Source organism: Streptomyces sp. NPDC016851 (assembly GCF_055562795.1).
In genome coordinates this window covers 179,351-194,137 of record NZ_JBVHEP010000011.1, presented here as the reverse complement: position 1 = coordinate 194,137, position 14,787 = coordinate 179,351, and the positions used below count along the sequence as shown (strand labels likewise).

Sequence of the window (14,787 nt, the reverse complement as noted above, 5' to 3'; positions counted from 1 at the left end):
CAGTGAAGCGACCGGGCCGCGACACCCGCATCTTCCCCCACGAGCAACCCCCCACTCCCACAGGAGTTCATCCATGAGCATGCAACGGCGCACCTTCCTGGCCCTGAGCGCGGCCGGAGCAGCGGGCGTGGGCGCATCCCTGTTCGGCACCGGGCAGGCAGGCGCCCTCGTCAGGCCGCTGGACACGGCGCCGACCACGCCGTTCGCGGTCGGCGTGCGCCGGTACAACTGGACCCGCGGCAGCCGCCCGTGCACCACCTACGTCTACTACCCGGCCACCGGCACCGCCGGCGGCAACCCGGTGACGGACGCCCCGGTCGCGGGCGGGGTCTTCCCCGTCTACAACTTCACCCACGGCTACGGAAGCAGCCCGCAGAACTCCCTGTTCATCATCCGGGCCCTGGCCTCGGCGGGCTTCGTCGTCCCCGCCCCGCACTTCAACCACAACTTCAGCGACGTCAACAACGGCAACACCTCCAAGGACGTCTCCCAGATCCTCACCAACACCCTCGCGCTCAACGCGAACGGTCCGCTGGCCGGGCACATCAACACAGGGACCGGTGTTGGCGTGTCGGGCCACTCCCTGGGCGGCATGATCACCCACGGTCTGCTGACCTCCTGGCCCGACCGCCGGATCATCTCCGCCAACCCCCAGTCCTGCGTGGACATGGGCAACCCGTCCAGCTCGGTCTCCGCCAAGGTCCTGTTCGTCCACGGCGACCGGGACTCGACCACGAGCTACAGCTCGGCCCGGCAGGCGTACAACGAGATCACCTGGCCCAAGGCGTTCCTCACCTTCGTCGGCGGCAGCCACACCAGCTTCTGGAGCGACCAGCGCTTCCCGAGGACCGTCGTCGACTGGGCCCGCTGGACCATGTACGGCGACACCGCCGCACGGGACCGCCTCCCCGCCGACGCGGCCGGGTCCAACACCAGGTGGGAAGCCCAGCTGGGCGACTCGCCCGGTGGCCCGGGCCTCTACACCCTGGTGGCCCAGCACAGTGGCAAGGCCGCCGAGATCAACGGGGCCTCCACCGCCGCCGGGGCACAGCTCGTCCAGCGGACCACCAACAGTCGCCCCAACCAGCAGTTCGAGTTCGTCGACGCCGGTAACGGCCACGTCCGCGTCAAGGCACTGCACAGCGGCCTGTTCCTCCAGCCCACGGGCACCGCGACCGGCGCGGACGTCGTCCAACAGGCCGACACCGGCGCCACCGGGCAGCAGTGGCGCGTGGTCGACCACGGCGGTGGCGTGATCAGCCTCGTCAACCGGGAGTCCGGCCTGGCGATGGATGTCTGGGAATACTCGACCGCCGACGGCGCCCGCATCTCCCAGTACACCTACAGCGGCAACCCCAACCAGCGCTTCACCCGCCGCCGCGTCTGACCGGGACCTGTCGGGGCACCGCTCTGGCAACAGGGCGGACGGTGCCCCGACATGGCGGCGGCAATCGCCAACCTGTCGCTGGCCACGGCCTACCGGTACTTCCCGTCGGTCGAGCTCGCCCGCCTCCCCGACGTGGGTATCCGTCACCGCGGTGGGAGGGCAGGGCCGGAGCGCGGCAGCGTCTTCGCCCTCGCCGGGCCAATCCATCCTCAAGTCGGCGGACCGGAGACCGTGGGCCGCCCTGCCTCCACGGCTTCGGCGACCCGGGCCGTCGTCTCCCGCAGCCACATGTGCGCCGCGTCGTGCATGTGGACCGGATGCCACCACAAGGCCTGCTGGATCGGCACGGCGTCATAGGGCGGTTCCATGATGCGGACGTGTGCGAGTCCGTTCAGCTCGTCTGCGAGACGCCTCTGCAGGAGAGCTACACGGCGGGTGCGCGCGACCAGGAGTGGCATCAGCTGGAAGCTGTCGACGGAGACCGCCACGCGCGGCTCGATGCCGAGCGTGGCGATCTGGCGGGCGGCGGGGGCGTCGTAGGCTCGTTGGTACGTCACCCATGGCAGTCGGGCCAGGTCGTCAAGGGTGAGCTGCTCGCCGACCTCGGGGTTGTCGTCGGCGACGAGGAAGACCCAGCTGTCCTGGTAGAGCTCGACCGTGGGGAAGCCTCGAATGATGCCGTGGGGCAGCAGCAGCCCGTCCACGGTGCTGAGCAGCGACCCGGTGCTGTCGATGATTTCGTTCGGCACCTGTTTGAACCGGAGCCGGATGCCTGGTGCCTCGGCTTGGACGGTGCGGGCGAGTTCGGTGCCGAAGACGGCAACCGCATAGTCCGAGGCGATCAGCGTGAACTCATGTTCCTCGCGGGAGGGGTCGAATTCGGCCTGAGTGGCGAAGACTCGCTCCAGCAGGTCGCACGCGGTGGTGGTTCGGTCGAGGAGGGCCTGCCCGAGGGCGGTCAGTTCGTACCCTCCGCCCACCCGGGCGAGGAGGTCGTCGTCGAAGTGGCGGCGCAGCCGGGCCAGGGCCGCGCTCATCGCGGGTTGACTGAGCCCGATGCGCTGGCCGGCCCTGGTGACGTTGCGCTCCTGCAGGAGGGCGCGCAGGGCAACGACGAGGTTGAGGTCCAGGCTGGCCAAGTTCACGAAGCATCCCAATTCCGGAGCCAGCACCATCGGTATTCGCCGGCTGGATTCTCATATACAGGAAATCGATTTCCCTGATTGCAATCTACGGGGCCAGATTAGTGGCACCGCAATCGGGAGGAAATCTCCGTGACATCCGCAGCCACGTCGGCACCCATCACCCCCTTCTCCGGACCGTTCGCCATCGGCACCCTCTCGGCACGGGGCGGGACCAGGTTCCCGAGCCTCGTGACGCCGGACGGCCGAGCGCTCGATCTGCGCACGGCACTGGACGAACCCGCGTTGACCACGCTCGCGCTCCTGGAGCGCTGGGACGAGGAGCTGCCGCGGCTGCACACCCTCGCCGGGGACCCGACGCGCGACTGGCGGCCGCTGGCGGAGATGACGGTGCACGCGCCCGTCGAGCCGCGGCAGATCTTCCAGTCCGGCGCCAACTACCGGCAGCACGTAATCGACTTGGCGGTCGCACACCGCGCCCCGGACGCCCCGGGCACCGTCGAGGAGGCCCGCGCCGAGGTCGCGGCGGTCATGGACAAGCGGGCCGCCGAGGACCTCCCGTACGTCTTCATCGGCCTGCCGACCACGATCAGCGGTCCCTACGACGACGTGGTGCTGCCCGCTTGGGCCGAGAAGCCCGACTGGGAGCTGGAGGTGGCCGCGGTGATCTCCCGCCCCGCCTACCGGGTCACCGTGGAGGAGGCGCTGGAGTACGTCGCGGGCTACACCATCGCCAACGACCTGACCGACCGCGCGACCGTCTTCCGCCGGGACATGCCCCCGATCGGCACCGACTGGCTGCGCAGCAAGAACGCCCCCGGTTTCACCCCGCTCGGCCCGTGGATCGTCCCGGCCGGCTCCATCGCCGACCCGTCCGACCTGCAGGTCACCCTGAAGCTCAACGGCGAGACCATGCAGGACGAGTCCACCAAGGACATGATCTTCGACGTCGCACGGCTGGTCTCGTACATTTCCCAGACCGCGCGACTGCTCCCCGGCGACCTGGTCCTCACCGGCAGCCCGGCCGGCAACGGCATCCACTGGGGCCGGTTGCTGCGCGACGGCGACGTGATGGACGGCTCGGTCACCGGGCTCGGCGCCCAGCGCACCCGCTGTGTCGCGGAGGAGGCCCGATGAGCGCCGGTCGTATCGACCGTACAGATCCCGAGGCGGCGATCGCCGAGGCCGCCAAGGCGTACTCGAACTGGGGCCGCTGGGGCGAGGACGACGTGCTCGGCACGCTCAATTTCCTCGACGAGGCCAAGCGCCGTGAGGGCGCGGCCCTGATCCGCGACGGCGTCAGCTTCTCCTTGTCACAGGCCTTCGACATGGACGGCCCGCAGAAGGGCTGGCGGCGGCGTACGAACCCGGTGCACACGATGCTCGCCACCGGCACCGACGCCGCCCTGGGCGGCCAGGGCTTTCCGCACGGTTTCGGTGGCGCCGACGACGTAATCGCCATGCCCCTGCAGTGTTCCACCCAATGGGACGGGCTCGGGCACATCTTCGATCACGGCAAGGCGTGGAACGGCCGCCCGGCGGAGAAGGTCGTCACCTCCGAAGGCGACCTGGTCACCGGCATCGAGCACATGGCTTCGCACGTGGCCGGGCGGGGCGTCCTCCTCGACGTGGGCCTGGTCATCGGCCAGGACGGCGAACTGCCCGACGGCTTCGCCATCACCGAGGAGCACCTGACCGCGACCGCCGAGGCGCACGGCGTGACCGTCGGTCGTGGCGACCTGGTCCTCGTGCGCACCGGGCGGCTGGTGCGCGCCCGTCACGAAGGCTGGGGCGACTACGCGGGCGGACCGGCGCCGGGGCTGAGCTTCAGTACGGCCGGCTGGCTGCACCGGAGCGAGATCGCCGGGATCGCCACCGACACCTGGGGCTTCGAGGTGCGGCCCAACGAGTTCGACCACGCCTTCCAGCCGCTGCACCAGGTCGCCATCCCTCACATCGGTCTGCTCATCGGTGAGATGTGGGACCTCGACGCCCTCGCCGCACATTGCGCCGCCGACGGCCGGTACGAGTTCTGGCTCACCGCCGCGCCGCTGCCCATCACCGGTTCCGTGGGCTCACCGGTGAATCCCATCGCCGTCAAGTAACGCCCTGGACTGCCGGGCGGGCCGCGCCCGGACGGCAACGCCACCCTCGCCCGCCCGGCCCGCAACACCCCCTCTGTCGCTCGAAGTCGCGCGGCACCATCTCAGGGAGAACCCATGAACGACCCCCGTCCCCGCACCGTTCTCGTCATAGGCGGCGGCGCGTCCGGCAACGCCGTGACCGTGCTGCTGCGGCGGGCGGGCATCGCCGTGGAACTGATCGAGGCCAAGCCCGACTGGAACGTGCTCGGCTCCGGCATCACCCTCCAGGGCAACGCGCTGCGCGTGCTGCGCGAAGTGGGGGTATGGGACGAGGTCCGGGAGAGCGGCTACGCCGTCGACGTCGTCGGCCTGGCCGCGCCCGACGGGACCGTGTTCCACGTCCAGCAGGACATCCGCACCGGTGGGGACGACCTGCCCCCGATCTTCGGCATGCAGCGGCCCCGGCTCCAGGAGATTCTGTGTGAGGCCGTCCTCGAGAGCGGCGCGACGGTACGCCTCGGCACCACCGCCGAGGAACTGGTCCAGGACGCGTCCGGCGTCACCGCCCGGTTCAGCGACGGCACCGAGGGCCGCTACGACCTTGTCATCGCCGCCGACGGCGTCGGCTCCCGCACGCGCACGATGATCGGCATCAGCGACAAGCCCGAACCGACCGGCATGGCCATCTGGCGCGTCCCGGTGCCCCGCCCCGAGAGCGTGCAGCGCATGGGCCTGTCCTACGGCGGACCGTGCTACATCGCCGGCTACTGCCCCACCAGCAAGAACACCATCTACGCCTACCTCGTCGAGGCCAACCGCGACCGCGCCTCCATCGACCCGGCCTCGTACGCGGACGAGATGCGGCGGCTGGCCGCGCCCTATGGGGGCCCATGGCCGGAGATCGCCGCGAGCATCACCGACCCCGCCAAGGTCAACTACACCTGGTTCGACCGGCTGCTCGTCGAGGGCTCCTGGCACCGCGGACGGGTCGTCCTGATCGGTGACGCGGCCCACGTCTGCCCCCCCACGCTCGCCCAGGGCGCGGCCATGTCGCTGGAGGACGCCTCCGTACTGGCCCAGATGCTGGGCGAGGAGCAGGACTGGAGCTCCCTCGACACCCTGCTGACCGGCTTCTACGAACGTCGGATCGACCGTGTCCGCATGGTGGTCGAAGCATCCGTGCAACTCGGTCAGTGGCAGCTGGACGGCGTCCGTGACGCCGACGCACCCGGTCTGATGGGCCGCACGATGTCCGCCCTGAAGGAGACCCCGTGAACCCCGTGAGTCCCCAGAAAAGCACACCCACGGTCGATGTCCACGCGCACGTCCTGCTCCCTCAGGTCGAAGACGCCGTCGCCGGACACCCCGGGCTGGCCGCGGCCCGCGACCTCGACGCCCGCCGCAACGGCCCCGAGGCCATCGCCGTCAGCGGCCCGATGTTCCGGGACCGCTTCCCGAGGCTGACCGACGTCAAAGCCCGGCTCGCCGCGATGGACGCCTCCGGGATCGACGTCCAGTTGGTCTCGCCCTCTCCCTCGCACTACCACTACTGGGCCGACGAGGACCTGGCCCGTACCGTGTGGGAACTGGCCAACGAGGGCACCGCCGCACACGTCGCCCAGGCCCCGCAGCGGCTGCACGGCCTCGGTCTTGTCCCGCTCCAGCACCCGGGCCTCGCCGTCGAAGCCCTCGATCACGCCCTCGGCCTGGGCCTGCGCGGTGTTGAGATCTCCAGCCACGCACCGGGACGCGAACTGTCGGACCCCGCGTACGAACCGTTCTGGACACGGGCCGAGGAAACCGGCGCCATCCTCTTCCTGCACCCCTTCGGTTGCACGCTCGACGAGCGCCTCAACCGGTGGTACCTGTCCAACACCGTCGGCCAGCCCACCGAGAACGCCGTCGCCCTGTCCCATCTGATCTTCTCCGGAGTCCTGGACAGGCACCCGGGGTTGCACATCGTCGCCGCCCACGGAGGCGGCTATCTGCCCACCCACATCGGCCGCTCCGACCACGCCTGGCTCGCCCGCACCGACACCCGCGGCTGCGCGCACCCGCCCAGCAGCTACCTCAAGCAGCTGTACTTCGACTCCCTCGTCCACGACCCGGACGTCCTTCGCGAGCTGATCCGGGTGGCCGGCCCCGACCGGGTACTGCTCGGCTCCGACTTCCCCTTCGACATGGGCACCGACGACCCGCTCGGTGCTCTGCGCGATGTCACGGACCTGCCCGACCCCCACTTCCACGCCGTACGCGGCGGCAACGCGGCAGCGCTGCTGCGTCTCACCTGAGGAGCCCGACATGACCAACCGCCTGCTCACCCACCTGCGGCACGTCGACCTGGCCGTGCCGGACTACGACAAGCAGCTCGACTTCTACGCCGGCGTCTGGGGCCTGACCAAGGTCGCCGAGGACTCCGGCATCTCCTTCCTGGCCGCCGAGGGCTCCCCCGAGCAGTACATCGTCCGGCTCCGCAAGGCCGAGGAGAAGCGCCTCGACCTCATCTCCTACGGCGCGGCGAACCCCGCCGACGTGGACACACTCGCCGAGCAACTCCTCGCGGGTGGAGTGCAGTTGATCTCCCAGCCAGGCAAGGTCGACACCCCCGGCGGCGGCTACGGCTTCCGCTTCTTCGACATCGACGGCCGCACCATCGAGGTCTCGGCCGACGTCGAGGCGCGCCGGCACCGTCGTATCGAGGAGAAGGAGTCCATCCCGGTCCGTCTCTCGCACGTCGTCCTGAACTCCCCCAATATCAACGCCACCCGCGCCTGGTACGAGCAGCACCTCGACTTCCGGCTGTCCGACACGATGGCCCTGCCCCACATGGGCGAGGTCATGCACTTCATGCGGATCAGCAACCAGCACCACTCCATGGCCATCGCCAGCGGTCCGCACACCTCCCTGCAGCACCTCTCCTTCGAGATGCGCGGCATCGACGAGTACATGCGCGGCTCCGGCCGCGTGATGCGCTCCGGCGCCCGCAAGATCTGGGGCCCCGGGCGGCACATGGCGGGCGACAACACCTTCACGTACTTCCTCGACCCGCACGGCAACACCGTGGAGTACACCACCGAGCTCGAAAAGCTGGACGAGGACACCTGGCACCCGCACATCTACGACCTGACGAAGCCCGAGAACGCCGACCAGTGGGGCACGTCCAACCCGATGAACGAGATGGTCGCCAAGGAAATGCTCAACGACGTCGACCGCGGCGTCTTCGTCGCTCCGCCGGTCTGACCCCATGACACCGGGGGCCCGGCGCACTCCCCCGCCCTGCCATGGCGCCGAGCCCCCGGCCTGCGTCAACCCACCCAGCTCCCAAGGACTGCCATGCGCTTCGCCACGTACGAACAGCACGGCCGCAGCCGTCTCGCCACCGTCGAGGACGACGGCGTCCTCTACCCCTGCCCCGGCCGAGCCTCGCTTCTCGATCTGATCCAGGCCGGTCCCGAGGCGCTGCGCGAGGCGGGCAACGCAAGCCTGGACGTGCCGCGCGGCCCGCACGTCTCCCAAGTGCAATTGTTGCCGCCGCTCCAACCACCCTCCGTACGCGACTTCGTCACGTTCGAGGAGCACGTCGAGGGTGTACGGCGCAGCATCGACGGAGTCTCGGGCGCCCCGGACGCCTGGTACGACGCGCCCACTTTCTACTTCACCAATCCCTACGCGGTCATCGGCGCTCACGACGACGTCCCCGTGCCGCCCGGCAGCCAGGCGCTGGACTTCGAGCTCGAAGTCGCCGCGGTCATCGGCCGCGAGGGCCGCGACCTGACCCCCGAGCAGGCCCGCGACCACATCATCGGCTACACCATCTACAACGACTGGTCCGCCCGCGACCTCCAGTCCCGCGAGATGCAGGTCGGCCTCGGCCCCTGCAAGGGCAAGGACACCGCCACCACCCTCGGCCCCCACCTCGTCACCGCGGACGAGCTGGAGCCCTACCGCGACAGCGACGGATTCCTGCGCCTGGCGCTGACCGCCGAGATCAACGGCGAGGTCGTCGGCAAGGACCTGCTGTCCAACATGAGCTGGACCTTCGAGGAGATGACCGCATACGCCTCCCGCGGCACCCGGGTACGCCCCGGCGACGTGCTCGGCTCCGGCACCTGCGGCAACGGCGGCTGCCTCGCCGAACTCTGGGGCGTACGCGGCCGCCAGGACCCGCCGCCGCTCAAGCCCGGCGACACCGTCACCCTCACCGTCGAGGGAATCGGCACCGTATCCAACACCGTGGTGCCCGGGGCCGAACCGGTGGCTGTCCCTCGCGCCCGTAAGCGCCCGCGAACGCGCCCGTGAACCGCGAGGCGTAGGGCAGGCCGGCCGACGATGTCGTCGTCACCGGGTCCGCGCGCCGGCAGGGCGCGGTCGAGGCGCCGGCCCAGTCGGGAGCGACCGTGACCGCCACCGATGTGACACAGGCACCCGGCCAACTCGGTCATCCCCGGAATGATCGACGCCGAGGGCCACGCGAGGCGACCTGCTCGCCGACGACCACCCGACGCGACGTCGACCGCGACCTCATCGAGGCCGGCAAAGGAATTGCCACTGTGCTCCCGGGAGAGATCGCCAAGGCCTCGAACCAAGGCCGGGACAGCCAGGACCGCTCGACGAGCACGGGCCACGCGCACACCCGGGGCTTCCTGGCCGGGCACCGCGCCTGTATGGGAGAAGCCCGCCCTCACCAACTACCAGGTCGACGACGACCAAGGCTGAGGAACCCACCAGGAAGAAACTTCCCGCACCCGCCGGCAACATCCTCAACCTGTGGCCGCCCTCCATCAAGGCACTCGGGCTGCTCGGAGTGAACATCGAGGACCTGGGTGCGCCCTGTACGTCCGAGTTCCGCACGGGCACGTGCCCGGGGCAGACACCGTCGTGCGCCGAGATGGTCGGCGATCGCCGGCCAGGCGACATCGTCGCGGATAGGCAAGGACTCACGTGGTGGGGCGGGAGTGCACGCTGACGGCATAACCGCAGCCTTGGTAGTAGGGGTCGCCGCTCCAGGTGGCGTAGCGCTGCCGCAGGATCAGTCCGGACTGGGCGCACCAGTGGTCGAACTCTGCAAGGGTCACCGATGGTTCGGGCAGCGGCAGGTGTGCCGCGTCCAGTCCCATGCCCGTGACCAGCAGACCGCCGGGGCGCAGTGCGGCGGCCAGCTGCCGGACGACAGCTGGCTCGGTACCGGGGGCCAGCAGAGGGATGACGTTTCCGGCGGCCAGCGCCAGGTCGAAGCCCTGATTCAAGCCGAGGGCATCCAGACGGGCCAGGTCGCCGAGGAGCCACTCCTGCGTGGGCGCGTCGCGGCGGGCGACAGCGAGCATCGAGGGGTCAACATCCACGCCGGTGCAGTAGTGGCCCAGCTCGGCGAGCCGGATCGCGATCCGGCCAGTGCCGCAGCCAGCGTCGAGTATCCGGGCGGCTGGCTTCAGCAGCGCAGCACAGAAGGCGGCCTCTCCGTGGATGTCTTGGCCCGATTCGGCGAGCCGCGCGAAACGCTGAGCGTACTCCTCTCCGGCTTGTCCGCCGGTCAGCTCCGCCCAACGGTCGCGTTGCCCGGTCATGTTCAGCGTGCCTTCCGGTCAGCCTCGCCCAGCAGGAGCGAGGACAGTGCCATCGCCCTATTCCGCTCGTCGGTCCAGACCTCGCGGCCTGCTACAACGGTACACAGGGCGAGGCTCGCACAGGCGTCCGACCATGCGCTACCTCTACACCCGTACCTGACCACCCGGCTGCCGTCGTCAGGCACCCAGTGGCGTGAAAGCGTGACGGTCAGGTGGTGCGGCGCAGGTATCCCCTCCCGCCAAGTGGGAGTTGGCCCTCCCACGCCAACACGATCGGACCGCCGGAGTTCCATCTCTCCGCCGCACCGACCGACCGAACGGAGCGCGCCGCGCCGCACCGGGCAGCGGCGCAGTCGCCTTGCTTCTCGACTGAGTCGCCCGCCGGTACAGCGATGCCGCTCAAGCGTGAGGACCGCTTTGGCGATTGACGCCATGCGGTTCGGGCTGCAGCGGGCGTGACGCAAGATCCGCCAGGATTTGAGCCGTACCACGCCATGTTCGAGCGGTGCCCGTGCCGCGGATAGTGCGCGGTTGACGGTTTGCTGGATGGGCGTGCACGGCCTGGTGGGCGTCGGAAGGGTGTCGTCACCCATGGGCCGGCGCCCAGGTAGGCGCGGGCGGCCAGGGTCGGGACGCCTTGGCGTTCGCAGATTCGGATGACCGCGTGAGTACGGGCTGCGGTCAGGTCGTGAGCGCGGCCGGGCAGAGCGGACGAGAGCCACAGCAATTGTTCAGGCAGGCGCACTTCCGGGTCGAGCGCAACCCGTCCGTCGCGAAACCGCGGCAGACTGACCTGCGGGGCGAGGGTACATTCCAATCTTGTGTGCCGGGCAGATCGACCAGACCTGCCAGAGCAGCTCCATGATGGTCTCCTGCGCCGCGTCCGCGACAACCGTCAGGACAGTCTTCGCATCGTCTGGCTCTGGCGGGTTGCCCTCCTCCAGGGCAAGCATCAGTAGCACGGGAGTCAGCACGCCATCGCTAAATCATCCCGAATGACGCAACACGGACACTGTCCGATCTGCCACCGCGCAAGCCCTCGAAACGGCCCACGAAACCCCTACATAGGGGCGGCACGCACACACTGCCCGCGAACTATGTAGTCCCACCACATGTGCCCCTGACCTGCGCGTTCCTACGGTGTTCCGACACCGACCCGTCCCCACCGCACACGAGGAAGTGGCGCGCATGACCTCCGCAACACCCGCTCCCCCACCCCCCGCCAGCCTCAAACGCATCGTCACCGCCAGCCTCATCGGCACCACCATCGAGTGGTACGACTTCTTCCTGTACGGCTCCGCCGCCGCGCTCGTGTTCAACAAACTGTTCTTCCCCGACTCCGATCCGCTCGTCGGCACGCTGCTGTCGTTCCTGACGTACGCGGTCGGGTTCGCCGCCCGGCCGCTCGGTGCGCTCGTGTTCGGGCACTACGGTGACCGGCTGGGGCGCAAGAAGCTGCTGGTGCTGAGTCTGCTGCTGATGGGCGGAGCGACCTTCGCGATCGGGCTGCTGCCCACGCACGCCACCATCGGGACGGCCGCGCCGGTCCTGCTCACCGTGCTCCGGCTGGTCCAGGGGTTCGCGCTCGGCGGCGAGTGGGGCGGTGCCGTGCTGCTGGTGTCGGAGCACGGGGACGCGCGGCGGCGCGGGTTCTGGGCCTCGTGGCCGCAGACCGGCGCACCGGCGGGGCAACTCCTCGCCACCGGTGTGCTGTCCCTGCTGACCGCCGTGCTGTCGGACGCCGCGTTCGGCGACTGGGGCTGGCGGATCCCGTTCCTGCTCTCCGGGGTGCTGGTGATCGTCGGTTTGTGGATTCGTCTGTCTGTCGATGAATCGCCCGTCTTCAAGCAGGCGTTGGCGCAGGCCGAGGCCCGCAAGGCGGACCGGGCCGCAGAGGCCGAGAAGCTGCCGCTGGTCGCCGTGCTGCGGCATCACTGGCGTGACGTGCTGGTCGCGATGGGGGCGCGCATGGCGGAGAACATCAGCTACTACGTCATCACGGCGTTCATCCTCGTCTACGCCACCACCTCGGCCGGCGTCTCCAAGCAGACCGCGCTCAACGCCGTACTGATCGCCTCGGCCGTGCACTTCGCCGCCATCCCGGCGTGGGGCGCGCTCTCCGACCGGATCGGCCGCCGTCCCGTATACCTGGTGGGTGCCGTCGGCGTCGGACTGTGGATGTTCCCGTTCTTCTCGCTGATCGACACCGGCGGCTTCGGCAACCTGATCCTCGCCGTCACGGTGGGGCTGGTGCTGCACGGGGCGATGTACGCGCCCCAGGCCGCGTTCTTCTCCGAGATGTTCGCGACGCGGATGCGCTACTCCGGCGCCTCCATCGGCGCCCAGTTCGCCTCGGTCGCGGCCGGTGCGCCCGCGCCGCTGATCGCTACCGCGCTGCTGTCCGACTACGGCAGCTCCACGCCGATCGCCCTGTATGTCATCGGCGCGGCCGTCCTCACGGTCATCGCGGTGGCGGCGGCCAAGGAGACCCGCCACCGGGACCTGGCCGACGTCGCCTCTCCCGCCGGCGCCGACCGGACGACGGCACCGGCGGCGGACGCCCGCACTCCCTGAGCCGTCCCGGCACCGGCCCCCGTGCGTGCCTCACCGCGTACGGGGGCCCGCCTGCGGGTGTCAGTGCCGCGCCGACAACCGGTGCAGCCGCAGGGCGAGTTGGATCTCCAGGGCGCGGGCCGGGCTCTGCCAGTCGTCGCCGAGGAGGCGGCCGACGCGTTCCAGGCGCTGGGCGACCGTGTTCACATGGACGTGCAGTTCGTCCTTGGTGCGGGCCGGGCTCATGCCGCAGGCGAAGTACGCGTCGAGGGTGCGCAGCAGCTCCGTGCCGCGCCGTCGGTCGTAGGCGATGACCTGGCCGATGGTGCGGTCGACGAAGCCGGGGATGTCCCGGTCGCCGGCCAGGAGCAGCCCGAGGAAGCCGAAGTCCTCGGCGGCGGCCCCGTCCCCGGAGCGGCCGAGGAGCCGCAGGGCGTCGAGGCAGCGCCGGGCCTCGGCGTAGGCCGTGGCCACGGCCTCGGGGCGGGTGGCGAGGTCCTCCGCGGGTGCGGAGGCGCCGACGGTGACGGGTGCGTGGACCGCTGTGCCCAGATGCCGGGCGGCGCGGCGGGCCACTTCGGTGGCGGTGTCACCGGGGCCGAGGGGCAGCAGCAGGACCGTGCCGCCATCCCGTGCGGCGGCCAGGCCCTGCCGGGTCGCGGCGAGGTGGGAAGCGGCGGCGGCCAGGCGTCTGCGGGCGTCCGCCTCCTGGTCGGCGTCGGGCGCGTCGCCCTCCAGTCGCGCGGCCAGCACGACATGGACCGCGTCGAGGTCGGCGTCGAGGCGGGCCGCGCGCTCCCGCAGCAGGCGCGGGTCGCGGTCGCGGGCGTCGAGCAGGTCGTCCAGGAGCTCGCCGCGGACGCGCTGTTCGGCCTCGGCGGCGGACCGGCGGGCCAGGAGGAGCAGGGAGGTGACCATGGCGGCGCGCTCCAGGGTGCGCTGGTCGACGGGGTCGAGCCCCGGGTGGCCACGCAGCACGAGTGCGCCGAGCAGTTCCCCGCCGGCGGCGACGGCGGCGATCCAGTCGTCCTCGTGCCGCACCGCGTGGCCCTCCGCACGGGACGCCTCCAGGGCCTGCCCCGGGGCCGCGGCGGCTTCGGTGAATTCGACCGTGCCGTCGAGGACTTCGGAGACGGCGGCGGCCACGTCGTGGACCCCGCCGCCGCGCAGGACGAGCTCGGCGAGCCGGTCGTGCACGTCGGAGGCGCGTTCGATGACGCCGCTGCGGTCCTGGATGATCTCGTTGGCCCGCTCCAGACCGGCGAGGGCCGACCGGGTCTCGGCGAGCAGGTTGGCGGTGTCGATGGCGGCCGCGGCGAGGGCGGCGAAGGAGCCGAGCAGGGCGATCTGCTCCCGCTCGAAGACCCGGGCCCGGCGGTCCGCGGCGAACAGCACGCCGATGACATGGTGCCCGAGTGTGAGCGGCACGCCGAGGATGGCCACGAGCCCCTCGTCCCGCACGCCGGCGTCGATGGTGAGGGTGTGCTGGAACCGGTCGTCCTTGAAGTAGTCGTCGGTGACATAGGGGCGTGCGGTCTGTGCGACCAGGCCGCCGAGCCCCTCCCCCATGCCGAGCCGCAGTTGCTGGAACCGGGCCGCGACCGAGCCCTCGGTGACCCGCATGTAGGTGTCGCCCCGCGCCGGGTCGTTCAGGCTGAGGTAGGCGACATCGGTACCCAGCAGCGAGCGGGCGCGTTGCACGATCGCCTGGAGCACGGCGTCCAGGTCGCGCAGCCCGGCGAGGTCGTGGGCGGTCTCGAACAGTGCGGACAGCTCGGCCTCGCGGCGGCGCCGTCCCTCCAGTTCCTCGCGCACGCGCAGGGCGAGCGGCTTGGCCTGCTGCAGTGCGGCGATCCACTCCGCCGGGCGGCCTTCGGCGCGGGCGAGCAGCACCGGCTGCTCGTAGGCGTCGGCGGACGCGCCGCGGGCCAGGAGCTCCAGATACGGCGTCTCCGCGGCGGCCGGGGGCGGTTCGGCGAGGCCGGCGGAGCGCTCGGCCGGCTGCACGTGATCGCTGGGCATGCTCACAGGATTCACCATGACCGGGCCGTCCCGTC

The 14,787-nt window shown here is 70.7% G+C and carries 11 protein-coding genes and 1 pseudogene; 8 read left to right on the top strand and 4 right to left on the bottom strand.

Annotated elements, in window-relative coordinates:
• Window positions 1–73: 73 nt before the first annotated feature.
• Entirely contained in the window at window positions 74–1,387 is a 1,314-nt protein-coding gene (locus ACZ3I3_RS19790; protein WP_467366744.1) for an RICIN domain-containing protein, read from the top strand.
• A 209-nt stretch (window positions 1,388–1,596) separates the two neighbouring features.
• Here ACZ3I3_RS19790 and ACZ3I3_RS19785 read toward each other — a convergent pair whose 3' ends face one another.
• On the bottom strand, window positions 1,597–2,532 hold the full coding sequence (locus ACZ3I3_RS19785; protein ID WP_467366742.1) for a LysR family transcriptional regulator: 936 nt from the start codon (window positions 2,530–2,532) through the stop codon (window positions 1,597–1,599).
• A gap of 129 nt (window positions 2,533–2,661) precedes the next feature.
• Between ACZ3I3_RS19785 and ACZ3I3_RS19780 the strand changes: the two genes are divergently transcribed.
• The 6 genes from ACZ3I3_RS19780 to ACZ3I3_RS19755 all read left to right on the top strand — a co-directional run bounded on the left by ACZ3I3_RS19780 (window position 2,662) and on the right by ACZ3I3_RS19755 (window position 8,912).
• Window positions 2,662–3,666, top strand: a complete 1,005-nt coding sequence (locus ACZ3I3_RS19780) for a fumarylacetoacetate hydrolase family protein (RefSeq protein WP_467366740.1) — start codon at window positions 2,662–2,664, stop codon at window positions 3,664–3,666.
• Window positions 3,663–4,634 carry a cyclase family protein gene (locus tag ACZ3I3_RS19775; RefSeq protein WP_467366738.1) on the top strand — a complete coding sequence of 324 codons (972 nt, stop codon included), beginning with the start codon at window positions 3,663–3,665 and terminating at the stop codon, window positions 4,632–4,634. Before ACZ3I3_RS19780 ends, ACZ3I3_RS19775 begins: the two co-directional genes overlap by 4 nt.
• 114 nt (window positions 4,635–4,748) lie before the next feature.
• A complete protein-coding gene (locus tag ACZ3I3_RS19770; protein WP_467366736.1) occupies window positions 4,749–5,888 on the top strand; it encodes an FAD-dependent oxidoreductase in 1,140 nt (379 codons plus the stop codon).
• A 5-nt stretch (window positions 5,889–5,893) separates the two neighbouring features.
• Window positions 5,894–6,904 carry an amidohydrolase family protein gene (locus ACZ3I3_RS19765; protein WP_467366735.1) on the top strand — a complete coding sequence of 337 codons (1,011 nt, stop codon included), beginning with the start codon at window positions 5,894–5,896 and terminating at the stop codon, window positions 6,902–6,904.
• A gap of 10 nt (window positions 6,905–6,914) precedes the next feature.
• Entirely contained in the window at window positions 6,915–7,853 is a 939-nt protein-coding gene (locus ACZ3I3_RS19760) for a VOC family protein (RefSeq protein WP_467366733.1), read from the top strand.
• A 93-nt stretch (window positions 7,854–7,946) separates the two neighbouring features.
• Complete coding sequence (locus ACZ3I3_RS19755; RefSeq protein WP_467366731.1) at window positions 7,947–8,912, top strand: fumarylacetoacetate hydrolase family protein; 966 nt, start codon at window positions 7,947–7,949, stop codon at window positions 8,910–8,912.
• A gap of 638 nt (window positions 8,913–9,550) precedes the next feature.
• Here ACZ3I3_RS19755 and ACZ3I3_RS19750 read toward each other — a convergent pair.
• Both ACZ3I3_RS19750 and ACZ3I3_RS19745 read right to left on the bottom strand, forming a co-directional pair.
• Window positions 9,551–10,177 carry a class I SAM-dependent methyltransferase gene (locus tag ACZ3I3_RS19750; protein ID WP_467366729.1) on the bottom strand — a complete coding sequence of 209 codons (627 nt, stop codon included), beginning with the start codon at window positions 10,175–10,177 and terminating at the stop codon, window positions 9,551–9,553.
• Window positions 10,178–10,566: 389 nt separating this feature from the next.
• Window positions 10,567–10,943: pseudogene (locus tag ACZ3I3_RS19745) on the bottom strand (transposase family protein); the annotation flags it as partial.
• A gap of 422 nt (window positions 10,944–11,365) precedes the next feature.
• Here ACZ3I3_RS19745 and ACZ3I3_RS19740 point away from each other — a divergent pair.
• The gene (locus ACZ3I3_RS19740) at window positions 11,366–12,751 is read left to right on the top strand and encodes an MFS transporter (RefSeq protein WP_467366727.1); all 1,386 of its coding nucleotides are present in this window, start codon (window positions 11,366–11,368) and stop codon (window positions 12,749–12,751) included.
• Between the two features lie 60 nt (window positions 12,752–12,811).
• Here ACZ3I3_RS19740 and ACZ3I3_RS19735 read toward each other — a convergent pair whose 3' ends face one another.
• A complete protein-coding gene (locus ACZ3I3_RS19735; protein ID WP_467366725.1) occupies window positions 12,812–14,752 on the bottom strand; it encodes a helix-turn-helix domain-containing protein in 1,941 nt (646 codons plus the stop codon).
• Window positions 14,753–14,787 lie beyond the last annotated feature (35 nt).

Excerpts from the sequence above, each read along its gene's own strand:
- ACZ3I3_RS19790 (WP_467366744.1), top strand. The coding sequence starts at position 74 with ATGAGCATGCAACGGCGCACCTTCCTGGCCCTGAGCGCGGCCGGAGCA.
- ACZ3I3_RS19750 (WP_467366729.1), bottom strand. The coding sequence starts at position 10,177 with ATGACCGGGCAACGCGACCGTTGGGCGGAGCTGACCGGCGGACAAGCC.
- ACZ3I3_RS19770 (WP_467366736.1), top strand. The coding sequence starts at position 4,749 with ATGAACGACCCCCGTCCCCGCACCGTTCTCGTCATAGGCGGCGGCGCG.
- ACZ3I3_RS19755 (WP_467366731.1), top strand. The coding sequence starts at position 7,947 with ATGCGCTTCGCCACGTACGAACAGCACGGCCGCAGCCGTCTCGCCACC.
- ACZ3I3_RS19740 (WP_467366727.1), top strand. The coding sequence starts at position 11,366 with ATGACCTCCGCAACACCCGCTCCCCCACCCCCCGCCAGCCTCAAACGC.
- ACZ3I3_RS19735 (WP_467366725.1), bottom strand. The coding sequence starts at position 14,752 with ATGCCCAGCGATCACGTGCAGCCGGCCGAGCGCTCCGCCGGCCTCGCC.
- ACZ3I3_RS19760 (WP_467366733.1), top strand. The coding sequence starts at position 6,915 with ATGACCAACCGCCTGCTCACCCACCTGCGGCACGTCGACCTGGCCGTG.
- ACZ3I3_RS19775 (WP_467366738.1), top strand. The coding sequence starts at position 3,663 with ATGAGCGCCGGTCGTATCGACCGTACAGATCCCGAGGCGGCGATCGCC.